Annotated in this window: 19 protein-coding genes and 7 pseudogenes; 16 read left to right on the top strand and 10 right to left on the bottom strand. The window is 68.0% G+C overall.

Going from position 1 to position 23,266, the window contains the following annotated elements; genetic code table 11:
* Window positions 1-132 (top strand): annotated as a pseudogene (locus AB0F18_RS30300) (VOC family protein); the annotation flags it as partial.
* Between the two features lie 78 nt (window positions 133-210).
* Here the strand turns inward: AB0F18_RS30300 and AB0F18_RS30295 are convergent.
* Window positions 211-543: a hypothetical protein gene (locus tag AB0F18_RS30295; RefSeq protein ID WP_362066386.1), complete on the bottom strand. Its 333-nt coding sequence runs from the start codon at window positions 541-543 to the stop codon at window positions 211-213.
* Window positions 544-917: 374 nt separating this feature from the next.
* On the opposite strand from AB0F18_RS30295, the gene AB0F18_RS30290 reads away from it, so the two are divergent.
* From AB0F18_RS30290 to AB0F18_RS30240, 11 genes and pseudogenes are all read left to right on the top strand, one after another.
* Complete coding sequence (locus AB0F18_RS30290; RefSeq protein ID WP_362066384.1) at window positions 918-1,325, top strand: hypothetical protein; 408 nt, start codon at window positions 918-920, stop codon at window positions 1,323-1,325.
* Complete coding sequence (locus AB0F18_RS30285; protein WP_362066382.1) at window positions 1,322-5,104, top strand: tetratricopeptide repeat protein; 3,783 nt, start codon at window positions 1,322-1,324, stop codon at window positions 5,102-5,104. The genes AB0F18_RS30290 and AB0F18_RS30285 overlap by 4 nt, the downstream gene beginning before the upstream one ends.
* A gap of 5 nt (window positions 5,105-5,109) precedes the next feature.
* Window positions 5,110-6,210 carry a tetratricopeptide repeat protein gene (locus AB0F18_RS30280; protein ID WP_362066380.1) on the top strand — a complete coding sequence of 367 codons (1,101 nt, stop codon included), beginning with the start codon at window positions 5,110-5,112 and terminating at the stop codon, window positions 6,208-6,210.
* A gap of 129 nt (window positions 6,211-6,339) precedes the next feature.
* Window positions 6,340-6,676, top strand: a pseudogene (locus tag AB0F18_RS30275) (macro domain-containing protein); the annotation flags it as partial.
* Between the two features lie 453 nt (window positions 6,677-7,129).
* On the top strand, window positions 7,130-7,672 hold the full coding sequence (locus tag AB0F18_RS30270; RefSeq protein WP_362066378.1) for a hypothetical protein: 543 nt from the start codon (window positions 7,130-7,132) through the stop codon (window positions 7,670-7,672).
* 68 nt (window positions 7,673-7,740) lie between these two features.
* A complete protein-coding gene (locus tag AB0F18_RS30265; RefSeq protein ID WP_362066376.1) occupies window positions 7,741-7,962 on the top strand; it encodes a hypothetical protein in 222 nt (73 codons plus the stop codon).
* A gap of 382 nt (window positions 7,963-8,344) precedes the next feature.
* Complete coding sequence (locus tag AB0F18_RS30260; RefSeq protein WP_362066374.1) at window positions 8,345-9,235, top strand: DUF5655 domain-containing protein; 891 nt, start codon at window positions 8,345-8,347, stop codon at window positions 9,233-9,235.
* 329 nt (window positions 9,236-9,564) lie between these two features.
* On the top strand, window positions 9,565-9,732 hold the full coding sequence (locus tag AB0F18_RS30255; RefSeq protein WP_362066373.1) for a hypothetical protein: 168 nt from the start codon (window positions 9,565-9,567) through the stop codon (window positions 9,730-9,732).
* An 86-nt stretch (window positions 9,733-9,818) separates the two neighbouring features.
* Window positions 9,819-10,986 (top strand): annotated as a pseudogene (locus AB0F18_RS30250) (cupin domain-containing protein).
* Between the two features lie 180 nt (window positions 10,987-11,166).
* Window positions 11,167-11,715, top strand: coding sequence for an aldo/keto reductase (locus AB0F18_RS30245; protein ID WP_362066371.1), 549 nt, complete (start codon window positions 11,167-11,169; stop codon window positions 11,713-11,715).
* A 14-nt stretch (window positions 11,716-11,729) separates the two neighbouring features.
* Window positions 11,730-12,569: an aminoglycoside phosphotransferase gene (locus AB0F18_RS30240; RefSeq protein ID WP_362066369.1), complete on the top strand. Its 840-nt coding sequence runs from the start codon at window positions 11,730-11,732 to the stop codon at window positions 12,567-12,569.
* A gap of 69 nt (window positions 12,570-12,638) precedes the next feature.
* Here AB0F18_RS30240 and AB0F18_RS30235 read toward each other — a convergent pair whose 3' ends face one another.
* On the bottom strand, window positions 12,639-13,589 hold the full coding sequence (locus AB0F18_RS30235) for a DUF317 domain-containing protein (RefSeq protein ID WP_362066368.1): 951 nt from the start codon (window positions 13,587-13,589) through the stop codon (window positions 12,639-12,641).
* Window positions 13,590-13,954: 365 nt separating this feature from the next.
* On the opposite strand from AB0F18_RS30235, the gene AB0F18_RS30230 reads away from it, so the two are divergent.
* Window positions 13,955-15,355 carry an alpha/beta hydrolase domain-containing protein gene (locus AB0F18_RS30230; RefSeq protein ID WP_362066366.1) on the top strand — a complete coding sequence of 467 codons (1,401 nt, stop codon included), beginning with the start codon at window positions 13,955-13,957 and terminating at the stop codon, window positions 15,353-15,355.
* A gap of 140 nt (window positions 15,356-15,495) precedes the next feature.
* On the opposite strand, the gene AB0F18_RS30225 is transcribed toward AB0F18_RS30230, so the two are convergent.
* On the bottom strand, window positions 15,496-15,882 hold the full coding sequence (locus tag AB0F18_RS30225; RefSeq protein ID WP_362066364.1) for a hypothetical protein: 387 nt from the start codon (window positions 15,880-15,882) through the stop codon (window positions 15,496-15,498).
* Window positions 15,883-16,088: 206 nt separating this feature from the next.
* Here AB0F18_RS30225 and AB0F18_RS30220 point away from each other — a divergent pair.
* Window positions 16,089-16,754 (top strand): annotated as a pseudogene (locus tag AB0F18_RS30220) (transposase); the annotation flags it as partial.
* Window positions 16,755-17,176: 422 nt separating this feature from the next.
* Here AB0F18_RS30220 and AB0F18_RS30215 read toward each other — a convergent pair.
* Window positions 17,177-17,632: a MarR family transcriptional regulator gene (locus AB0F18_RS30215; RefSeq protein WP_362066362.1), complete on the bottom strand. Its 456-nt coding sequence runs from the start codon at window positions 17,630-17,632 to the stop codon at window positions 17,177-17,179.
* Between the two features lie 52 nt (window positions 17,633-17,684).
* Here AB0F18_RS30215 and AB0F18_RS30210 point away from each other — a divergent pair, with 52 nt between their 5' ends.
* Window positions 17,685-18,329 carry a TIGR03086 family metal-binding protein gene (locus AB0F18_RS30210; protein WP_362066360.1) on the top strand — a complete coding sequence of 215 codons (645 nt, stop codon included), beginning with the start codon at window positions 17,685-17,687 and terminating at the stop codon, window positions 18,327-18,329.
* A 95-nt stretch (window positions 18,330-18,424) separates the two neighbouring features.
* Here the strand turns inward: AB0F18_RS30210 and AB0F18_RS30205 are convergent.
* From AB0F18_RS30205 to AB0F18_RS30195, 3 genes and pseudogenes are all read right to left on the bottom strand, one after another.
* Window positions 18,425-19,232: pseudogene (locus AB0F18_RS30205) on the bottom strand (IS5 family transposase).
* 58 nt (window positions 19,233-19,290) lie between these two features.
* Window positions 19,291-19,569, bottom strand: a complete 279-nt coding sequence (locus AB0F18_RS30200; protein WP_362066392.1) for a GNAT family N-acetyltransferase — start codon at window positions 19,567-19,569, stop codon at window positions 19,291-19,293.
* 168 nt (window positions 19,570-19,737) lie between these two features.
* Window positions 19,738-20,493, bottom strand: a pseudogene (locus tag AB0F18_RS30195) (IS110 family transposase); the annotation flags it as partial.
* A gap of 715 nt (window positions 20,494-21,208) precedes the next feature.
* Between AB0F18_RS30195 and AB0F18_RS30190 the strand changes: the two are divergent.
* The gene (locus tag AB0F18_RS30190) at window positions 21,209-21,736 is read left to right on the top strand and encodes a hypothetical protein (protein WP_362066358.1); all 528 of its coding nucleotides are present in this window, start codon (window positions 21,209-21,211) and stop codon (window positions 21,734-21,736) included.
* Here the strand turns inward: AB0F18_RS30190 and AB0F18_RS30185 are convergent.
* The 3 genes and pseudogenes from AB0F18_RS30185 to AB0F18_RS30175 all read right to left on the bottom strand — a co-directional run.
* Window positions 21,659-22,189 (bottom strand): transposase, encoded by a 531-nt coding sequence (locus tag AB0F18_RS30185; RefSeq protein WP_362066390.1) that lies wholly within the window; start codon window positions 22,187-22,189, stop codon window positions 21,659-21,661. The two genes, AB0F18_RS30190 and AB0F18_RS30185, sit on opposite strands and share 78 nt — an antisense overlap.
* Before the next feature lie 26 nt (window positions 22,190-22,215).
* Window positions 22,216-22,491 (bottom strand): winged helix-turn-helix domain-containing protein, encoded by a 276-nt coding sequence (locus tag AB0F18_RS30180; protein ID WP_362066388.1) that lies wholly within the window; start codon window positions 22,489-22,491, stop codon window positions 22,216-22,218.
* A 100-nt stretch (window positions 22,492-22,591) separates the two neighbouring features.
* Window positions 22,592-22,642, bottom strand: a pseudogene (locus tag AB0F18_RS30175) (hypothetical protein); the annotation flags it as partial.
* Window positions 22,643-23,266: the final 624 nt, after the last annotated feature.

The raw sequence follows: 23,266 nt of genomic DNA, 5'->3' as shown, positions 1-23,266 counted from the left end.
CCGAAGGACATGTTCCACGGTGACCGCACCGTCATCCTCAAGGACCCTTCAGGTCACATGTGGGTATTTCTGACCCACGTGGAAGACGTCTCGCAAGAGGAGCTTCGGCGCCGCCTGGCCACCGCCGGGTGACTGGACCCCGTGCGCGCGGTGATCCGGACCGAATACCGAGCGCCGTACCTGACGGAACTCGCCGACTGAACCGCTCGGTCATGCCTGGGCTGCTTGCCACCGGTAATGGCCGGCCCGCGATCGGGCCTGGTGACGACGTCGCGGAGCGCGGCACGGGGTCAGGGGGGTGAGGGCTGCCGCTGCGGCGCGTTCGGTGTCGGTGGCCGGGGCGGGGCCTGGGCGTACGGCGACGGAGTGGATGCGGTGGAACTCGGCGACGGCTTCGGCTTCGTTGTCGTAGATGAGGGCAAACTGTCGCAGGTGGTCCTCGCCGTGGAGGTGGACGCTGTGGCCGTCGTTGTAGGTGCCGACGGCGACGGTGGTCCAGCCGTCGTGGGCGTGGAGAGGTTCTTCGCGGTCCGCACGTCTCACGAGCCGTGGCTCCTGTTCGTGGCGTACGGATGCGGTTCACCCATTTCGTGGGCGGTGAAGCGCTTCCTGAATCGGGCTGTGGCCCATATTTTGTGACGATCACGGTGGCTGGGCGAGGACGAGGGTTCGCGGTAGCGAGATGGACGCTCGCCCGTATGACCTGCCCCGTATGACCTGCGTTTGATCAGCTTGATTCGTGTGACCTGGCCTTCGAACCACCCCGGGTCTCCAGGGCAAGGTGAGTATGACTGCCGCCGGGGCATCATGGAGGTGGATACAGTCATGGTCCGTCTTGGGGAAGCGGTGGGGGTGCTGTGATCGCGGAGTCATTGGCAGCGCTGGCAGGAGCGGGAGCGACGACACTCGTCTCGGCGATGACCACCGACCTCTGGCAGGGCACCCGGGAAGGCGTGGCCCGGCTGTTCCGGCGACACGACCCGGACCGGGAGACCGGTGTGATGGCGATGCTGGACGAGGACGCCCGCACGGTCGGCTCAACGGACGTCGAGGAGGTCGGCGAGGTCCGCCGTGAGCTGGTGCCGGTGTGGCGGCGTCGGGTGCTCGCCCTGCTGACCGAGCATCCGGGGGCGGTGGAGGAGTTCCGCGAGTTGGTCGAGCGGACCGGCCCGCTGCTGCCCGGCGGTCAGCAGTTGTGGGTGCAGACAAACATCGCGCACGGCAGTGCCACCCAGTTCGCCGTCCAGGGCGGCAACATCGTCTATCGTCAAGCCGACGAGTCCCGGCCCTCGTCGGATGCTCCCCGTCGGGGGGACGAGACGTGACCTTCTCCGGTGAAGGTGGATCGTTACCGGAGGACGTCCACCAGGAGGTCCGGGCGGTCGGTGGCTTCGCGTACGGCGTGGTGGGTGCGGACATCCATGTGTTCGGCGATGGCAGTCCGCTCTACCTGCTCCTTCGGCACCTGAAGGCCACCGCTCAACGGTCCGATTGGCTGCGGGCACAGCCGAGCCGGATGCTGGATGCCCGGCTTGAGGTGGTGGACTTCACCAGCAGGGAAGGCGAGCTGGCCGACCTGATCGACTGGCGGGATTCTCCGGCACGGCTGGCGGTGCGCTGGCTGCACGGCGCCGGCGGGCAGGGCAAGACCCGGCTGGCGGCCCGATTCGCTGCTGAATGCGAGGAAACCGGGTGGCTCGTGGTCCACGCGGTGCACGGTACCGACACGCACCCGCCGGCCGAGGGCAGTCAGGATATGCGGGTGCGTGGTCACCGCGGGGTGCTCCTCCTGGTGGACTACGCCGACCGGTGGCCGATGGGACACCTCAATTGGCTGTTCCGCAACGGTCTGCTGCGTCAGTCGGTATCGGTACGGGTGCTGCTACTGGCCCGGTCCGTCCAGGGCTGGTCGGCCTTACGCGGGGCACTGAACCGGCTGCGCCTCGGGGTGGAGACCACCGACCAGCCGCTTGCGCCGCTGCCGGGAGAGCCCGGCACCCGCGACCGTATGTTCCGCGCCGCCCGAGCCTGCTTCGCCCGCCACTACCCCGACCGGGCCCCGGGCGACGTCGCCTGCCCGGTCGACCTGGCTCACCCGGACTTCGGCCTGACCCTGTCGGTGCACATGGCCGCCCTGGTTGCGGTGGACGCCCTGGCAAGCGGCCGTACCCCGCCGACGGACATGCTCGGCCTCACCGGCTACCTGCTCGACCGGGAACACGAGAACTGGAGGCAACTGCACGAGAACCGCGCGCACGGCTTGGACTTCCGAACATCGGACCGGATTCTGGGCCGGGTGGTGTTCACCGCGGTCCTCACCGGGCCGCTGCGGAGCGAGCGTGCCGAGAAGCTTCTGGGCGCGCTGATGTTCGAGAGGCCGGGGCAGGCGCTCAGCGACCACGCCGTTTGCTACCCGCCCGCACTGCCGGGGCGGACGAACGTGCTGGAACCCCTGCTGCCGGATCGGCTGGCCGAGGACTTCCTGGCGCTGAGCTTGCCGGGCAGCCCCGTCACCGGGTATGCGACCGACCTGTGGTCGGTCACCGCGGCCCACACCGTCGTCGAGAAGCGCTTCGGCAGGCCCGTACCGTGGACCGGGCGTGCTCTGGCCTTTCTTGCCGCGGCCACCGAACGCTGGCCGCACGTCGGCGAACGGGTGCTGTATCCGCTGCTGCTGCGGGAGCCCGAACTCGCCGAGGCCGGCGGCAGTGCGGTGCTGTCCTCGCTGGCCGCGATCGAGAACGTTGACCCGGAAGTACTCACGAATGTGTATGGGCCCCTGCGGAACACGCAGGCGGCCGGAGTGGCTGTCGGCGTCGGCGATCTCGGCGGGCGGGTGGTGGCCGACCAGTTGGAGGCGACCACCGACGAGGCGGCTCGGGCCGCCCTGCTCGTCGAACTCGGCGAGCGGTATGGCGCAGCCGGCCGATGGGAGGACGCCACGGCTGCCGCAGAGGAGGCCGTCGCGTTGTTCCGCCGACTGGCGCGGGAGGGGCCCGAGTACAGACGAGACCTGATGGCGGCCCTCGCTCAGTTCGGTGTCCATGTGGCGAACAGTGGTCGGCACGCTGGTGCCCGTGCGGTTCTGGAGGAGGCCTTGGCCCTGTGCCGGTCCATGGCACCTGCCGAGCCCGGGCGTGCCACGTTCCTGCCCCACCTGCTGTACGTGATGGCCAAGACGCTCGCGGCAATCGGCGACATCGACCAGGCGCTTTCCCTGACCGAAGAGGCCATCGCGCTCCACAACGACCTTCGAGACACCGACCTGTCGGCGTTTTGGGCCAACTATCCGTCGCATTTGAGGTTGCTGACTGCACATGGCGAGTTCCTGGTCCGGGTCGGCCGCCAAGAGGAAGCCGTGGAGTCGAGCGAGGCAGCGGTGGACGGCGCCCGCTCAGCCTTCTTCCTGTACCCCGGCAGTGCTCCTCAGGTCCTGGCCAACGCCCTGTTTACGCTGGGCCGGGTGCGACGAGAGGCAGGGCGGACGGCTTCCGCAGTGGAACCCACAACGGAGGCGGTCGACCTCTACCGACAGTTGGCTCGAGCGCACCCCGACTACTACCAGCGGAACCTCAAGGAGGCCGTGGCCACGCTGACCGTGATGCTTGCGGAGACCGGGCGACACGCCGAGGCCCGCGCCTCCGCAGAGGAGGCGATCGCGCTCTACCAGCAGTCGTCCTCGCCGAACGACGAGGCTGTTGCCAGCCGAGTAGCAGCCATGTACCTGTTGCGTCACTCCGAAGGTCCTCAGGAGCGGCTGCCGTGGGGCACCGAACGGGAGATCGACGAGGTGGGCGAGCGGCTCGCCGGGGCTGGACAGTGGCCCCAGCTGTGGGACCTGGTCTGCAAGGTTCCCGTCCTGGACGCCATACGGCTGGTGCGCCGGTTCTCCGACGAGCACTGGCAGCCACCGGAGTCGGCCGGGCAGACGCTGATGCGGCGGCTGGCCTCGGTCGACCTGCGCACGGCCGACACGCTCGCCGAAGCCTGTGCTCCGGCCGGGGCCCAACAGGTCCCGTGCGTCCTGACCTCGGCCCGCCTGGTGTCGTTCGCCTTCGGCCGGCCGCGGATGGCGTTCACCGCTTCCGAGGAGGGCGGCCTGCGGCTGGAGCTGCTGGATCTGGACACCGGGCGGCGCCACCCTTTGTACCGGGGCGGGGCGGATCACGAGGCCGTTGTATGCGTGGCCGACGACATCCTGGCCGTGCGTCACGCCGACCGGGGAAGCGGCGCTCCGGTGGACCTTGTGCGGTACACCAGCGGGGCCGAGGAGGTGATCGCCTCCGGAAACGCCTTGCGCGGCGCGGCGGGTGCGGCCACCTCGGACGGGTTCCTGATCGGGTTGGTCCGGGACCCCACCGTAATGGTGGGCACACGAGGTGATCTGTACGCCGTCGATCTGCTCCCGATGGGGCTCCCTCGCGGCAACTGCCTGGCGGTGGACCCGACTGGTACCCGCGCCGCCTTCGCCCACGGCAACCGGCTTATCGTCGCGGACACCTTGTTGGGTTCCGTTCTCGCACGAGACACAGTCCATCCGGAACACGGCGAGATCACCAGCCTGGCGATGCCGGCCCCGGACGAGGTGCTCACCATAGGCACCGGCCGTCAGCTGTGCCGCTGGCAGCTGATCGACGGACACTGCCGTCTGATCGCCTACGCCGAGGAAGTGCCCCCGATCGAGCAGCTTTTCGCCCTGCCGGGGTGGCGGATTACCGGCGGGTGGGCTCCGGGGGAAGGCGAGCTGGTCCTTTTCGACAGCTCCACCCTGGCGCCGGTGCCCCCGCCGCGGTTTGTCACCGACCGTCTCTTCACGGTGCAGGCCATGACCGCGTCATCGGACGGACGTTACCTCTTCCACAGCGGATACGGCCACACGCTCTCCGAACCCCTTGGCCGGCTCCGCTCGTCATTCGTCACTACCGTCCACGACCTGCACCACCCGACAGCCTGGCCGCACCGCCCCGTGGCATCGCTGACGGAACGGGATCTGGCGGCCCTGGAGACGTTCGAAGCACCCTCACCCGAGCTGCACGCCCTACTGGACCTGATGCGAACGATGGCCGCCCACCGATCCGACCACGCAGGCGACGACCGAGGATGATCCGTATGACCACCGAGGAAAACGAGGACGGTGAGGACGGCGTCCTTGAGGTGAACGCCGAGTTTGTTCGACATCTCCACGACCACGTCGTCGAAGCAGCCAGACGGCTGGGGCCCGGTCACGTAGATGTACTGAAACTGCGCGCCAACTATGCGGTGCTCCGGGGGGCCGCCCTCGCAACCCGGCCCATGAAGGATGACGCCGAGCCCATGTGGGAAGCCCACATCCGCGAGTTCCAGGACATCCTGAACGGCTACGAGACGGCACTCGGTCCGGAGGACTCTCGCACGCTGAAAACCTGCGAGCAACTCGCTGCCGCCTACCGTGCCGCCGGACGCAACACCGAGGCGATCACCTACTACCAGCGGGCCCTGGCCGGCTACGACCGCACGCTGGGCCCGGACAACGCCGCGCGAACACTGTCCACCCGGCACGGCCTGGCCAAGGCCTACCGTGCCGACGGGCAGATGGAGCGGGCTGTGGCCCTACTGGAGGAGACCGTAGAGGGCAGCAGGCGTGCCCTGGCGCCAGGGCACGAGGACACCAGAAAGCGCGCGGTGGAGCTGTTCACCGCCTACCTTGACACCGGCCGCCACCCGGAGGCCATCACCCTCGGCCGGCAGCTGCTCACCGAGCATCAGCGCTACTTCGGCGCCGACCACCTGCAGACGTTCGGCTGGATGTCCGACCTGGGCGTCGCCTACCACGAAGCGGGCGATCCGCAGCAGGCCCTCGAGTGGTACGAACGGGCGCTCGCCGGAATCAATCCCATCTGCGGACCCGACCACCCGGTGACGATCACCGTCCGCACGGACCTCGCCACGGCCTACCACGACGTGGGACGATTCGCCGACGCGATCGAGCCGCTTCGCGCCAACCTGAATACATATCTGCGAATCCGGCACCCGGACCACGTCGACGTCTATGATGCGCGCGGCCGTCTGGCCCGTGCCTACCGGCAGGCCGAGTACCGGGCGGAGGCCGCGGCGGCCTTCGAGCACCTGCTCGCCGACGTCCTGCGCGTCAATGGCCCCAACCACCCAGCAGTCCCCGGCCTGCGCGCGGAGACCGAACAAGCCCGGACGGAGGCCGACGCAACGCAGTGATCGGCCGGCCGGCGCCACCGCGGGCTCTCGTCGCCACATCCCCGGGCGGGAGCCGGAACGTTAATGACCACCCGACCTGCGCCTGTGGGCGCGGATCGAGCCGTTGTTGCCGGATCGGACGCCGAAGCGGGGCGGGCGGTGGCGGGATCACCGGCAGGTGATTGACGCGATCGCGTTCAAGTACCGCACCGGCCCGGTGTATCAGGTTTCCGGGAGCGATCCGTCGCTGCTGGCATCCTGCTACCGCGAGTCACTGAGGGTTGCCGACGAGCTGGGGGCACGGACAGTCGCCTTCCCGGCGATCTCGACCGGGGCCTACGGATGGCCCATGGAAGATGCTGCTCGCATCGCCGTAGAGGCCGTGCGGGGCGCCGAGACCAACGTCGAGGAGGTCAGGTTCGTCCTCTACGACGAGCCGGCGTACCAGGCGTTCGCTGAGCAGATCGGCCTCTCGGAGGCCGAGTGACGAGATCCCATCTTGCCTGAGTCCCCGCGACCTGAAGCCGCGCAGTGCGACCAAGCGAGTCGCACTGCGCGGTTTTGTATTGCTGCAATCATCCCGGGCTGCGGCTGATGACCCTGCCCGTTTAAGGCGGAGGGTGCGCGGCTAGGGTGCGGGTGGCCCAAGCCGATATGGCGTGCCTGGGTGGGGCCCGGTGCCCGGCGTTGCCGGGGGCAGCACCACCGGGCCGCCCTTCTTCCAGTGCCTCGCCTTCGCAGTGGCTGAGGAGGTGCTCGTGGCGTCGGAGGCGATGACCGCGCACATGCTCGAGTGGCCCGGGCGGGACTTTTCCGGCCGAGGGCATCTGTAGAGGGGAGTAGCCTGCGGTTGAACATAGCGGACATGTTTGGGATGTCCGGGGGATGTGCAGTCAGTCGCTCGGACGGGTGAGTCATGCAGCCCGGGCCGGAGCGAGGAATGGGAGTGCTCTTGCCTGGTTCGGAGAAGTCGGCGAAGCGCGAGACCGTCCAGCTTGGTGACCTCCAGCTGCCAGTCGCCTTTGAGATCCGCTGCTCAGCGAAGGGCGGCCGATGCAACAGGGTCCGTGCCTATGCAGCGGTTCTGCCGACGGACTCGGAGAAGTACGCCTTGCTGATCGAACCGGCCCGAGTCGACATGGTGTCGATGCAGTTCAAACGGGCACTCGTGCCACGCAGCTTCGAGGGGGCCTGCAGTGTTCCGGGGTGTCCGGCCCCCGGGCATGATCGTTACTACGAACGGGACGCCGTATATCTGGCGCCGCAGTCCGGCGAGGACTCCGCGAAGCTCGTCTCGCGGTTCGAGGGCGGTGTCATCAAGACCATCGAGCTGTGCCTGGACTTCCAGGTGCTGCGGCCTCATTACGAGGAGTGCCGCGAGAAGGGCAGGGCCCGGGCTCTACTATGGGCTCCTGGTAAGGAAGGCACACTGCTGAAGCCAGAGTGGCAACGCATTCGGCCGTCCTTCCCAATATCTTCATGACGACGCCGGCGGCAGTTAGTCGCGGACTTATCGGTGGTGGCACTCCGAGACCCTGAAGGGGTCTCATCGTGCTGTTCAAAACCCTGATCTTCCTGGCCGCGTCGTTCCTCGCCTTCATCGACCCTATGGTCGCGGTCATCGTCGTCTTCGTGGCTCCCATGGTCATGCTCTTCGCCGTGGTGACGGTCGCGATGGTCGCCGTGTGGTCCCGTCACGAGAAGCGCCGTGAGGATGCCCGGAAGGTGCTGTTGGTGCTTCTTCGCTACTTCTTCGAGCAGCGGAAGAAGTAAGTCGTCGCCCGCCGGTGTGCGCCACTGCGGGAGGTGCCAACATCGCTGGCACCTCCCGCGCGGTAGTAGCTCTTTAGGTTGTCTCGGGCGTCGTCTGGTTCTGCTCGGCAAACTGGACTTCAGGGCCGTTCATGAGGCGATGGCCGGGCAAAGCGCCGACAGAGCTGGCCAGCGCCTCGTACGGGCGGTCGTTGTGGCTCGTGTGCCAGGAGATGGTGCCGCTGTGCCGCGAGACACGATGACCTGGATCGACGATCTCCGACTGATCACGACATCGCACAGGCCCTAGAGTGCGGGCACGCTCCGTAATTGACGTTGTGGATCTGCCGTCTTCGGAAATACTTGCGAAGGCGTTTGGGTTGGGGGAGGTCGACGGTGGGGGGTGTCGACGCTGAGGTTGTTCAGCACGCAGGGCGGTGTGACGGAGGTTGCGCCGCGTTTGGTCGATGAAGAGGCAGAGGTGCAGGCCCTCGTGGAGGGGGCGATGGAGTCCATGCTCGGGGTGAGGTTCCTCGCCACTGAGTACTTCACCGGCTCGGTGCATGGCGGGCGCATCGACTCGTTGGGCCTCGATGAGAATGGTGCCCCGGTGATCGTCGAGTACAAGCGTGCGACGGACCCGGGGGTGATCAACCAGGGCCTGTTTTATATGGCATGGCTGGTGGACCACCGGACCGAGTTCGAAGCGCTGGTGCGTGAGCGTCTCGGGGCGACCGCGGCCTCGCAGGTGCTGTGGAGCGCACCCCGGTTGATCTGCATCGCCGACGACTTCACCCGTTACGACCTTCACGCGGTGCGGGAGCACCGCCGCTCGATCGACCTGGTCCGCTATCGCCTGTACGGCGAACACCACATCGCGCTGGAGACGGTCGCTGCTTCGGTCGCCACACGGGCCAAAGCGCCCACGCGCCTTCGCCGCATCGGTACTGCCGGCACCCCGCCCACCCAGCCGTCGCCTGCCGCCATTGCGTACGTGGCGTCGGCGGTGGACGAGCTGCTTCTGGGGCTGGGGGAGGATGTCAAGAAGGTCAGGCGCCAGCAGTACGACGCCTACCAGCGGCTGCGGAACTTCGCCTGTGTGACGCCACGGCAGGACAAGCTCCTCGTGTACCTCAAAGCCGCCCCCGCGGCGGTTGACCTCGTGCCGGGCTTCACAAGGGACATGACCGGCCTGGGGCACCATGGCACTGGCGACCTGGAGGTACGGCTGCGCTCGGAGGAGGACGTCGAGCGAGCGGTTGAGCTGTTCCGGCTGTCCTATGCGGCGGCGTAGGGGTCCTCGGCTCGGCGTCGACTTCACGTGCCGGGCGCCGGAACGGGGCGTTCGCGAGCAGCGGGAAGAGTGAGGGTCCTCGGCGGGCGCCATTCGACGTCACGGGGGGCGGTGGAGTTTTCCATCTTCCGCACGATCCTCGGTTTCGGAAACCGGGGATCGTGCGCTATGTATCGCCCGGCCGTCCATGGCGGGGCATGGGCGCTGCTCGGCCATATGCCTCGATCGGGCTCGTTTCACGTCTTGCGTACAGACGTTCGAGCGGGCAGGGTTCCGTACTTCCGAGCACGTCACCAGCCCACTTCGACAGGAAGCGAGCGAAGACGACCATGGCCAAGCAGCAGCCCATTGAGACCGGCACTTCATCCCTGCTGATCGCGGTTGAACACCTGGCCCGCGTGCAGGACCGCTTCGACACTCAGGAATCCGACCCCACCGGAACCTCGGCCGGCGACGACGGGGATGACCGCGACGGTCTGAACCACCCCGAGGCGTGACCCCGTCCGAGTTCGAGCCCCGCATTCCGGGCCCACCTCCAGCGAGAGGTGGGCCTCGGCCCGCTCCCGAACCGACGGAGGACGCCGTGCGCCACCAGCTCGTCGAAGCCCTCGAAACCGCCCTCGGCTGGAACGGCCCCGCCCCCATGGGCGGGGCGTTCGCCCGGGGCCACCTTTCCGATACCGGCCTGCCGGCTCGGCTGATGACCCCCGCCAGGCTTCTGGACACCGTCATGCGGCGCGGTCTGTCCCACCCCCGACACGGTCACACGCCGGGGCCAGGGCGTGCGGTTCGCGAACATGACCCGCCTGTCCGCCCTCATGCAGGAAGGCGCAACGCTCGTCCTCGATGAGCTCGACTTCTTCGACCCAGCCCTCGAAGCCGCATGCCGAGCCCTCCAGTGGTGGTCCCGCGAGCTCGTCCAGGTCAACGCGTACCTGACCACGCAGGATGCGGCCGGGTTCGCGCTGCATTGGGACGACCACGATGTCGTGATCGTGCAAGTCGCCGGCGAGAAGTCGTGGGACGTGCGCGGCGCGTCTCGGCTGGTGCCCATGTACCGGGACGCCGCACCGAACAACACCCCGCCCGACAGCTCGATCTGGCAAGGCACACTCCGCACCGGCGACGTCATGCACATCCCGCGCGGCCATTGGCACCAGGCCACCCGCACTGATCAGGGAGACGGCTTCTCACTCCACCTGACGTTCGGGTTCGTCAAGCGCACCGGCGTGAACTGGCTGACGTGGATGACCGACCAGTGCCGCCGCGATGAGGCCTTTCGTGCAGACCTTTACCGGTGGAGCAACGACGACCAGCAGCTCCCGGGGCGGACCCTCACGGCTGCGCTGTCGAAACTGGGCGAGGACTTTCCGCCGTCGGCGTTTCTCGCCGCCCGGGAACAAGAGGGCCCCGCAGCCCGGCACGTCCAGACCGCCGGGCTGTTCGGTGCGCCGAGCGGCTTGGTGTGCGTCACGGACTTCCCTCCGCTGATCGAGGCAAACGACGACCAGATCCGAATTACTGCCTCCGGCAAGACCGTCACCCTGCACGCTAAAGCGGAGCCCGCGGTGCGGCTGATGCTGTCGGGGGAGCCGGTGGACATCGAGCAGGCGGGCGTGGAGACCGGCATCGACAGCCGGGAGCTCGCCGACATCCTGATCCGGGAGGGCCTGTGCGCGGAGCTGACCGACGAATTGTCCTCGGGCTATACCGGGTGGCTCCCACCCGCTCCCTCCTCGAACACGCCCTGACGGCCGGGGGCACAGCCCTGGACACGGCCTTCAATTACAACCGTTACGCCGGCCACCGAAACCTCGCCCGCACCGCCGGTGAACTCCTCGGCCGGTTCGAGGTGTCGACGAAGGTCGGGTGTTTTCCCCGACGGCCACACCCTCGAACCGACCCGGCTACGCACCGCCGTCGAGCAGACGGTGGCCGAGCTGGGCCGGGTGCCCGACACGGTGCTCCTCCACAACCCCGAGCACGACCCGTCCGGGCTGGCGGCGGCCTGTGAGGAGCTGGCCACATGCCAGTCGGCCGGGCTCTGCCAGGCCTGGGGCATCGCCAGCTGGAACCCGGCGCCGCTCCTTGGCGAGGCCCCGTCGGTGTCCGTGACGCCGGACGTGGTCATGGTTCGGGCCGGGCTGGCCGTACGCGCCAAGGTCCTGGGAGCCGCCGAACGGCTCACCGCCGAACTGGGGGCGAGGGACCGGTGGGGTATGGCACCCTTTGCGGGCAACCCGAACGATCCGGTCTGGTCGAAGGTCGATGCAAACATGTTCCTTGAACCTGGACAGTCTGCGTCGTGTATCCAGGCCGGACTTGCCGCTGCGTTTGCCCTGCCCACCGTCTCCCGGATCGCCGTGGGCACCTCCAGCCCGCAGCATCTCGACGAGCTCGCCGCCGCCGTCCGGTACACGGCCAGCGTCGGCGTCGTCGCCGAGTACCGGGAGCTGCTGCGAGCCGGAGCCGGACGGTAGGGAAGGAGCCCAGCATGCCGCCCACCCCGACCATGGACGATCTACGGACCGTCGCTCACGATGACGTCCTCGCCGAAGCGGAGAAGCGGATCGGCCAGGTCCTGGATCGCGATCACGCGCACTACAGCCGCTTCAACGGCACGGCCGGATTCCCCACCGCTGCGGGAACCTGGGTCCGCCTCGCCTGGTGCCGGCCCGAACAGCTCAGCTCCGCCGCGTGGACCGGGATCGAGGCGTCCGTCGCCATCAAGGGAGTGCCCCGTCCGCGGTGGTACGCCGGCTCCCAGTGGCACGACGCCGAGCGAGGGGTGGTGTGGCGAGTCGACGAGATGAGCCGCGCCTCCACCTCCGCAGTCTCTGCGACCGGCAGCGTTGACCAGGAACCAGACCTCCCAGCACGCTGGTGGGTGGAGCTCCGCCACGCCCTGGCCGGGCTGGCCGGTCACACCACGGAGCGGGTGTGCCTGCGGCAGGAACACCTCACCGCCCGCGTCCGGGAGGTCTTCGGCGACGAGCTGGACACCACGGTCACGGACTGGGCGTGCTCGCACGGTGACCTCGGCTGGGCCAACGTCACGGCCCCGGAGCTCATCCTGCTGGACTGGGAGAGCTGGGGGGCGGCACCGGTCGGCTACGACGCAGCGTGCCTGTGGTCCGCGTCCCTGGCCGTGCCCGCGCTCGCCGAGCGGGTGCTCACCGAGTTCGCCGACGTTCTCGAAACCCGCTCCGGTCGCCTGTCCCGCCTCATGCTCTGCGCCAATATCGAGCGCGCACAACGTCGTTCGGGCCGGTTGACGCCACTGACCACCCAGGCGCAGACCGCAGCCAAGGAGTTGCTCCGCACGCTTGCCTGAGCGCGGGCGGTGAGCGTCGTCACCAGCACGTGATGGCTTCAGGCCGTTGCGGAGTCGGGGTCGCTTCGCTCAGCGAACCCGTGGGCGCTGCAGCGGCGCCGCTAGGGAAATGCCTGGCACGGCTATCGGGCGCTGGGGACGGGACGACAGCGGCTCGGCGATCTCGACCGCAGCAGCGGTGAGTCTGGCGAGCACATCGTCGGAGACGCCTGCGGAGAGGTGGATGGCCCAGGCGGGCTTGTTCGGATCGCCGCCGTACATGGTCCACTGGTCGTCAGCGGCATGGGGGAGGTGGTCCAGGGTGACGCTGTGGTTCTGGGATCGCCAGGTTGTCCGGACCGGGTGGCTCGCTGCGCTCCACCCGGCTTCGCGTAGCGCATCGTACGGCTCCGCATTGGGGAGCGGCAGCCACGCGGAGATGCTCTCCAGCATGGCGTGTGTGAGCGGGACGGGTGTGCCAACAGTCATGGTGGCGTACCAGTTGCGTTCACCGACCGGGGAGTCGTAGACGGCGACCTTCCAGGGGACGTCGCTGCGGTGCCGTGCCTCATGGTCGAACTCGAAGCGCATGGTCAGGGATTCGTGGCAGGCGACGGTGGTCTCGTCCGACCAAGTCCTTACTTTCCACCAGTCGCGGTTGTCTTCGAAGAAGGACTCCAGCAGTGTCTCGCCGACGCGGGGGTCGGCTTCGTGGACAGGTCCGGCGGCAGGCTGGGCTTCCCGCGCCGTGGCTTGGCTGTCGTGGTCTGCGGGAGCGCGGCGCGGGGTCAGGGGGGTGAGGGCTGCTGCTGCGGCGCGTTCGGTGTCGGTGGCCGGGGCGGGGCCTGGGCGTACGGCGACGGAGTGGATGCGGTGGAACTCGGCGACGGCTTCGGCTTCGTTGTCGTAGATGAGGGCAAACTGGCGTAGGTGGTCTTCGCCGTGGAGGTGGACGCTGTGGCCGTCGTTGTAGGTGCCGACGGCGACGGTGGTCCATCCGTCGTGGGCGTGGAGGTGTTCTTCGCGGTCCGCATGTCTCACGAGACGTCGCTCCTGTTCGTGGTGTGGGGATACGGTTCACCCGTTTCGGGGGCGGTGATGCGCTTCCTGAACAGCCCCACCCGATGCTCTGGCGGGACAGACCTGCTCACTGAGATTCTCCGGGAACGGCCCAGGTGAGGTCCGCCGAGGGCCGATCAGGCAGGTTCAGTACGGCCTGCGCCTGAGAGGTGTCTTTGAACTCTGGCCGGGACGAGGGCGACAGCCCGAGCCTCCATCGGCCAGGTGAGTGAGACGCCTCGCTCCTTCGGTCAAGCCGAAAGGCCGACGCGGGCATCGGGTGATCGGCTGACTTCAGCGCCAGTGCCCCTGGACGAGTGTCCCTGGCGCCGAAGGAGAGGCTTTCGATGTTCTGGCTGAGTTTCCGATGCAAAGATCCTGCTCCGCGCTTCCGGCGAGCTTCGTTTCTCGGGGTCGGTGCGCTCCTGATGGCCGCGCTGACGCCGGCCCTTCCGGCTTCGGCCGCCCAGGCCGTTCCCCACGACCACCATCCCGGCCGGGCTGCCGGCCATGCGGTGAGCATTCCGAAGGGCGGTGCCGAGGACCGACTCGGCGATCCGGTGGTCACGCCCCTCGGTTCGTTCGGCGGAATTCGCTACGTGCAGTACGACGGCGTGTTCGAGGGCGAGACGTCGACCGGGCGGTTCCGCGTCCCCTACCGGATCAGCGCTCCTGCCGATCCGGACCGCACCAACGGCACCGCTGTCGTGGAGCCGCCACACTTCGTGGTGGGGCTCGGCGCCCTCAACGTCTACCTGCACAGGGACTTCCTGTTCCGCCAGGGCTTCGTGCACGCCGGCGTCGGCTGGAGCACGCTCGGCAACCGCATCCTCGATCCGTCAGTGCCCGGCACCTTCATCGAGGGCGGAGTCGAAGAGGACGGAGCCAGGGTCGACGACGAGATCATCACGGACTTCGCCAGGGCACTCGCGTCCCGCTCCTCCGGCGCGCGTCCACTGGTCGGCAAGCTGCCCCGACGGTACGGCACAGGCTTCTCCGACAGCTCGTATCCCCTCCTGCGTCTGGTCCATTCCGGCGATGCCACAGGCGCGCTCGACCTGGTCCTGCCCATCACCACGGAGGGCTTCGACCCCCAGGCCGACATCGCCGCCGGCCGCTACAAGGGCAAGGTGCTCATCGTAAATTCGGAAGCCGACGATTCAACGAACCTGACCGACCGCGGCATCGTGACCAATCGGTACCGGTTCTACGTCGTCGCGGGAAGCCCGCACATTCCGGACCCGCTGGACGCCCCGCTGAACGTGCCGTTCCCGGTGAGGGGGACGACCCCGGCGAGCTTCGTGCCCGCGCTGCGCGCGCACTTCCTGCAGGGGCACAACTGGGTCCGCAAGGGGTCACCGCCGCCGACGAGCACGCAGTTGCGCACGGCGGGCGACAACACCATCGTCCGGGACGCCAACGGCAACGCGATCACCGAGGACCGCACCGGCCGGCTGGTACCCCGGCTGCCGTTCGTCGAACTCGGCGAGGCCCGCTTCATCACTGGCTTCACCGGCAGCTACGACAACGTACGCACCGTGCAGCAACTCGGCTTCAGCAGCCACCGGGCCTACGCCAAGGCCTTCGAGAACAAACTTCGCGACTACCGGAAGGCCGGCTTCATCCTGCCGCAGGACGCCCGGGACATGAGCCGCCGCGCCAGCCTGTGCCCTCCGTCCACCTTCACGGAGACCTACCGCGATCACTACGCCGAGTTCGTCGCGATCCGGCCCTGCACGGCCCGATGAGACCCTCTCCGCGCCGGGCGGACACGGAGAGTTAACGGAGTGGGATGGGGCGGCCACCAGAGGCGGATGCAAGGTCTCGGCGGAGTTGGGTGTTGTCGTGGTAGAGGGCGGCGATGGCTGTGGCCGCTGCGTCCAGACGCCTACAGCAGCCCGGACTCCTTGCCCCAGGCCGACGAGCCGATGGGCCGTCCCTGCAACAGGGTCCAGAACTTCTTGAACGACACCAGATCCGACTCGGTGGCCGCCAGAACATCGCGGCCGCGGCCCTCCTGGTGCCCAGCGAATCGGGCCGTGATCCGTCCGTAGTCCTTCAGCGTGGACCGAGCCAGATCGGCGTACGACATGTTCCGCCCCCACGAGCACAACGGCTCGACCGGCATCATCGGTCCGTCGTCCAGGTAGATCGGCGTCCCGTCCGAGATCGACCGGTGTTCCAGCGATGCGGCCGCTTCTTCGCCGGACAGCACCGGACTCTCCAGATGATTCGTCACCGCCTTCGAGTCCACCGAGAACAACAGCATCTTCATCCCCCTGTGAGACAACGCGGGAGACGAGAGATAGCAGCGGGCTGAGGTGTTCCAGGAACACGTTCATCAGCCCGAGCGACACCTCATGAGACAGATCTGAACTGCCCCAAGAACTGGTGGATCTTCAGGCGGCCGTTGGCGATGTCGTCGTGTATCTGGGGACTGTAAATCGTCCGGTGTAACTCCCGATCACGGAGGATGCACCGATGACCAGTGAGAACGTGACCGAGGCCGAGACCGTCGAGCCGTCTGAGCCGAAGCCGTCGAAGGCGGTGGATGACCGGCTGATCGACGAGTTGGTGTCCCGTGCCCAGGCCGAGGGCCTGCAGCTGACCGGGGAGGGCGGGTTGCTCCAGCAGCTGACGAAGCGGCTGCTGGAGTCCGCCCTGGAGGGTGAGATCACCGATCACCTCGGCTATGACAAGCACGATCCGGCCGGGAAGAACGGCGGGAACAGCCGCAACGGAACCCGTGCGAAGACCGTGCTGACGGATGTCGGCCCGGTGGAGATATCCGTGCCCCGCGACCGTGACGGCTCCTTCGAGCCGAAGATCGTTCGTAAGCGGCAGAAGCGCCTGTCCGGCGTGGACGAGATGGTCATCTCCTTGTCCGCGAAGGGCCTGACCACCGGCGAGGTCCAGGCCCACCTCGCGGAGGTCTATGGCGCCGAGGTCTCCCGCCAGACGACCTCGACGATCACCGACAAGGTCATGGACGGTATGTCCGAGTGGCAGAACCGGCCGCTCGACGCGGTCTATCCGGTGGTCTTCATCGACGCGATCCACGTGAAGATCCGTGACGGCGCCGTGGCGAACCGGCCGATCTATGTCGCCCTGGCCGTCACGACCGAAGGCCGACGGGACATCTTGGGGCGTGAAAGGGGCTTTGTTCACCTTCGAGCCAGCCCGCGGTTTCCACGCCGCCAGCTTCACCGTGTATCCGCTCAGTCATCCCTGACGCCTCTCGGCACTGCGGGTTCTCGGCCCATGCGGTCAGAATGCCGTCCAGCTGCTCGGGCTGGACCAAGCGCGCAGATGCGATCACCGCGATCGTGGTGACTGCGCACGGGCTCAAGGGGATAGGCGAGGAACGGGCGGCTGCGGCCTGGACTGGGCGGCCCTGTAAGCCGTGGGGCAATCGCGGCGGCCTCCGAGCCTTGCCCTGGAAGCCCGGATGCTGTGCACACTCCTGGCACCCAGTTCGGTTCCGCCCTTCCTTCTGAACCGAACGTCTCGAGCGCCCTGCATGTCGACCCCCGCCAACTGGACCGACCAGCTCGTCGACTACACAGTCCTCAGTCCCCGCTGACCTCGGAGGGAGGCAGCGCGGCAAGCACCCGCAGGGCGTTCAGGAAGCCGCGTCGGTCTTCCTCCGGCAGGCGAGCCAGCAGACGTTCCTCGCGCCGCTGGATCGCTGACTGGACCGCGTCGCGCAGCCGGCGTCCCGAAGGGGTGAGGGAGAGTACGCGCGCCCGCCGGTCCGCCGGGTCAGGCTGCCGCCGGATCAGTCCACGTTCTTCCAGGTCGTCGAGGACGCCGATGATCCGGGTCTTGTCGGCACCGATGTCCCGGGCCAGCGCGGCCTGCGTCCGTACCGGTTCGTCGTCGAGCCCGAGCAGTACCGCGTACGCCCACATGGCCAGCCCGTGTTCGCGCAGCACCGGCAACTCGGCGGCCACCAGAGCGCGACCCAGAGGGACGATCATCGCCGCCAGGTCAGGGCGCCCTTCGGGTGTGGTGTTCCCAGTCATGGAGAAGAAGATACTCGTTGACCTATGGTAGGCATCTGCATATCGTAAGCTCATGCGTATGAACCTGATGGCCCTGAAGGCTTTCAACGACCGTGCCGTACGCGAAAGCATCGCCGTGGTCCGCCGGGTGACGTTGGAGGACCTCACCCGCCCTACCCCCTGCTCGGCCTGGAACCTGGGCGAGCTGCTCGCGCACATGACGGCTCAGCACCGGGGTTTCGCGGCCGCGGCGAGGGCCGACGGCGGCAACCTGACGCACTGGAAGGCTGAGGCGCCGGGGCCGGAAGCCGTCGGGCAGTACCTCGCCGCCGCGGAAGCAGTCCTGGCCGCATTCGTCGAAGTCGGCACGGAGGAGCAGGAATTCGCCCTCCCAGAATTCGGCGCAGACGCAGTCTTCCCGGCGATCCGGGCCATCGGATTCCACTTCCTCGATTACGTGGTCCACGCCTGGGACGTCGCCCGCGCCCTTGATCTTCCCTTCGTCCTGGACCCCGACATCCTGGATGCCGCCCTCCTCATCGCGATGGCCGTCCCCAACGGCGCCCACCGCACGAAGCCGGGCGCCGCCTTCGCCCCGAGCCTCCCCGAACCCGCCGACTCCGACGCCCTGAGTCGAATCCTCATGCACCTGGGCCGCTCCCTCTCCTGGGGCGCGTCTCTTCGTTCACGTGGTTCGGCGGACATGGGGTCGGCATGAGTGCGGAGGGGGCGCGGAGGCCGGGAGGTTCTCTTCCGGGGAAGCAATGTCGAGGAGCTGCATGACAGGGGCCATGACATGCCTAACTGATCGTTTCAGAATGAGGTTCGCAGGCGACGGAGGCAGATGAGACTGCAGGCCAGTTCGAGCAGGCCCTGGTGGAGGTCGGCTTTCGTTCGTAGCGGGTGCGGAGCCGTTTGAACGGATGCAGCCAGGCGAAGGCGCGCTCGACGACCCAACGGACCTTGCCCAGTCCGGAGCCGTGGGCGACGCCGCGTCGGGCGATCATCGGCTTGATGCCGCGCTTCCACAGCAGGCGGCGGTACTTGTCGAAGTCGTAGCCCCGGTCGGCGTACAAGCGTCGGGGCTTGCGACGGGGGCGTCCCCGCAGGCCCCGGATCGATGGGACTGCGTCCAGCAGCGGCAGGAGCTGGGTGACATCGTGCCGGTTCCCGCCGGTGAGCGTGACGACGAGCGGAGTTCCGTTGCGGTCAACGATCAGATGGTGTTTGGAGCCGGGACGGGATCGGTCGACGGGCGAGGGGCCAACGTGATCCCCCTTTTGAGAGCCCGGACGTGCGACCCGTCCACCGAGCAGTCGTCCAAGTCCAGCAGATCGGCGCGGCGCAACTCGGTCAGCAGGGCGGCGTGCAAGCGGGACCATACGCCAGCCTCGGTCCAGTCGCGCAACCTTCGCCAGGCTGTGATTCCGGAGCAGCCCACAGTTTCGGCGGCTCATCGCGCCACGCGACACCGGTCCGCAACACGTACATGACGCCCGCGAGGGCCCGCCCTGTCCGGAACGCGCAACCGCCCGGGGTAGCGGCGGCGCCGTTCGGGAGCGAGCGGAAGCAGCGGAGCCACGCGCTTCCACAGGTCATTTGAAACAAGATCAGCACGCACGCGGACACCCGGCCGACCGAGATCGCCGAGTGCAAGATCCGAGGCTCAACTGAATTGGTCAGAAAGGCTGGTGGGCGTAGATCTTGCGCCACTGGTCAGCGGTGCCCCGCTCGCTCATCCCGGCGGCCCGGTAGACGCTGAGAGCGCTGGCAGAGTTGTGGGTGTCGACGTCGACGCCCACGCTGTTATGGCCACGGTCCCGGAGGAGCCGGAAGACGGTGCGCAACAACTGCGTGCCGATGCCGCGGCCGCGGTAGGCATCGAGAACTCCGAGCCAGGCGATCCATGCCCGCTCTGACGGGTCGCGAGCGATGACAGCACCCGCACAGGACCCCATCGACCTCGGCCAGCCACCACAGGGCCGCTTCGTAGCTGCCGCGCTGTCGCTGGTCACGGTCGAACTCGGCGAAGGTACGCCGCCGGTGGTTCCAGCGCCCGGCCAGCGCGTCCTCCAATACAGAGTGGACGGCGCGCCGGTCCTGGTCATCGGCAGCGACGCGCCGAGGACGGCGGTCAGGGACCCGGCCAGGCTCGGGACGATCAGCGCGGCCGCCTCGGTCCCCGGAACGGTGACGGTCTGCTCCTCCAGAGCGGTAAAAATCTCCTCGACCAGCCGCTCGGCCATCCTCGGGGCCTTCGGCCGTAACAGCGTGACCAGGCGGCGCCGTCCAGCCTTGCGGATCTGGGCCGGTGATCCGAACCGTTCCAGCAGCGTGAGGACGGCCGGGTGCTGCAACCGCGGCCCCAACACGCGCTTCAGCGACGGGTGGATCTGGGTCAGGAGGCCGTGGAGCCGGTTGACGCCCCGGGTGGCTTCGCCGGCCAGGTCGTCGTCGAATCCGACGATCATCTCCAGTTCGGCGATCGTCTCGTCCTCGCCGTCGATCGCCCGCAGCGTGTGAGGCATCGCGCGGGCCGCATCCGCGATGATGAACGCGTCCCTCGCATCCGTCTTGGCCTCACCTGGATAGAGGTCGGCGATCCGCCGCATCGTCAGCCCCGGTAAGTAGGCGACTGGGCAGCCCATATCGCGGGCCACCGCCAGTGGCAGGGCCCCGATCAAGGCCGGTTGGTCGACCACGACCAGCACCGTTCCGTACTTGGCCTGGAGCTTTGCGAACAGCTCACGCAGCTTGGGTTCGGTGTTGGGCAGGCGCTTGTCGAAGGCCTTCTTGCCAGTCGGGGTGACGGCGGTGGCGTGGTGTTCGCGTTTGCCGACGTCCAGGCCGAGGAAGACGTCGATGTCGCCGGTATCGATCACGTGCAGGCCCCTCGATCACGTCTTCGTCCGGCCTTGCCTCGGCATCGAGCTGCCACATCCACGTTACGGAGAGCTCTTCCGGCTTGGGCGAAGCCGGTGCTCAAGCCCCTCATCAGCGGTCCGTCGATGCCTTCGGGCCCGGTGACACCACCCTCCGGATCATCAACAACAAGGGGGAGTCATGCCGGCCCCGAAGGCCAGAGGCCCCATTGCGGAGCCACGAAAAAGGTAACGGGGGGCACGACGTCGCCCACCAGCTCGACGCTCGCGAAAACGCATTCCGGTCCACATCCTCGTCGGCGAGCATGACCAGACGGTCCCGCCCATCTACGCCCTGCGCCTGGACACCCAGATCGCGCCCCGCCTTCACGTCGTCGCCGGTAGCCGTGAGAAGCCCTCGGGGGCCCGGGCGTTCAGCAGTCGCGAGGTTGCCTCGGTGGGGGACATCACCCCCCTCAAGTGCAACGTATGCTCGCGGGAGAAGGTGTTGGTGTTCAGCTCAGGGCACTGCCGCTCCCACACCAGCCACATCGTGCTGACGGTCGCTGACGTGCGACCTCCCGCTTCATCTGCGTCAACCGCTCCACCTGCGGCAGCATCGGACGGTCAGCCAGGCCGCAGTGCCTGATGGGGTGAGACCGTGTTGCAGTGGGAGCCATGGGTGGTTCGCCACCTTTACAGTGCCGTCGAGCCCGACCCTCGGTTCGATAGGTACGTGAGCGCGATGAAGGACAAGCTGGGCCGTGCCAAGGAAGCGCAGTGGATCTCCACGGTGCACGAACGGCCGATTCGTAAGGCGGACGACATCGTCGCCGCGCTGAAGGACTCCGAACCCGGCGAGATGCTCATCGCGGACCTCCACGGCTCGGTGTTCGAGGACGGAGCTTGGCTCGGCCCGCGGCCGGGTGCGCCGTTCCTGAATCTGCGGGACATCCCTGACGGCACGCTGAACGCGGCAGTGGTGGTGCTCACCGGCTGCGACGGCGCCAAGGGCGCTTTCATCAGCGAGGTTCGCCGTCTCACCCGCTGGCCGGCGGTGCTGATCGGCAACTTCGATACCGCACGGATGCGGGACACCACACCGGTGGACGTCGTTAACAACATCCTCTACTGGGCCGAGGGCGGCGACGGGGGGCCTCTGAGGTTGAAAGGGTGGGGTGACTGGCTACGGAGGCTCCAGTCCGAGTCCGGTCTTGGCTATGAAGCCGTCGAGGATCTCGGGGCGGCGTCGGATGCCGCGTAGGCGGTTCTTCAGGAGCGGGGTGAGGTCGTCAATCGTGCGGGGCGCGAGGTTGGCCAGGGACTTCTTCAGGTGGGCCCATACGCCTTCGACAGGGTTGAGATCGGGCGCGTAGGGCGGGAGCTTGACGATGGCCAGCCAGTCGCTGTTGCGGTCGCAGAACTCCCGCAATGCCTTGGCGTGATGGGTGCTGGCGTTGTCCCACACCACGATCAGCGGGGCGCCGTCGAGCTGCCGCCGGGCAGAGGTGAGCAGATCTGCGAACTCGCGGGCCTGGAAGCCCTTCTTCTCGCCGGTTTGGCCTCGGTACGTCTGGGTCCGGTAGATCAGCCTTGCCGCTGCCCGTCTGACGCAGATCATCCCGGCCATCAGGACCCGACCCGATCCCTTGCCCGTCACTCTGACCAGCGGCGTCCGCCCGCGCCGTGACCAGGTCCGACCGTTGCCGGGTTTCAGGTCCTGCCCGGTCTCGTCCTCAAAGACTATCCACGCGCCCAGGAGCTGGGCCGTCCTCTTACCCGTGACCACTGCTCCGTCCGCCACCGTGCTACGGCCTGCTCGTCGCGCTCGACGCACAGGGACCTGCGGTGACAGCCCAGCCGGTGCAGCAGGTAGGACACCCCGCGCGGGGTGTACCGGTGTCCGAACAGACGGTGGATCAACTCCGCGACCCGCGCCAGGGTCCACCGCCGCCTCCAGCCTGCCGTGCGCCGCCGGCCCTGCCTCCAGCTCGGCGTGCAGCCGCTCGGCCTGGGCATCGCCCAGTCGGCACGGAAAGCCGCCGGCCCCCTTGGAAGCCAGGGCCGCGCTGCCGCCCTCACGCCAGGCGGCGTGCCAGGCGTACGCCGACTTCCGCGACACCCGTAACCTGCGGGCCACCTCCGGCGGCCGCACCCCCTGCTCGAACATCTCCGCGGCCTCGAAACGTACCGCCTCGCGCTTCGCCCGCCCCACAGCGGTCAGACCGCCGCCATCCGCGTACCTCATGACGAGGATGCAGCACCGCCAACGCCCGCTGTCACCCCACCCTTTCAACCTCAGCTTCAAAGCTGCTGAGGCATTTCTGTGGAACAGGCTCAGGCGAGCTCCGAGTGGTGGCTCGCCCAAGGGATCAGGCCCTGACCGCCTCTACCGACAAGGCCAGCTCTCTCCCCGAACGCGCGAGGGTGGGCGGTCCGCCTACCTGCCGAGCCGGCCTGCTGAGCAGTGACGACGAGGACTTCGTCATCCAGACCGGCACTACCCGTCCCACCGTGCCGTGGCCTGACCGCCCAACCCGGCAAACCTTCCCGGTCACAGCAGTAGTAGGGCTTGGTCAGGTCGGTGTGAGGGTGGGTATGTCGCGGTGACAGGTGGGGCAGGCGCCGGCCCAGGTAGCGAGGAGAGTCTGCAGTTCGCGGACGATTCGGTAGAGGGTCAGGCTGGCGCCGCTTCTTTGGGGGCTCTGGCCAGTCGCTGGAGGGTGCAGAAGGCGTGGGCGGCGGAGACGAGGGTGACGTGGTGGTGCCACCCGTTCCAGGTGCGGCCCTCGAA

Source organism: Streptomyces sp. NPDC029216 (assembly GCF_040648015.1).
Taxonomy (GTDB): Bacteria; Actinomycetota; Actinomycetes; order Streptomycetales; family Streptomycetaceae; genus Streptomyces.
This window is presented reverse-complemented; position numbering and strand designations above follow the sequence as displayed.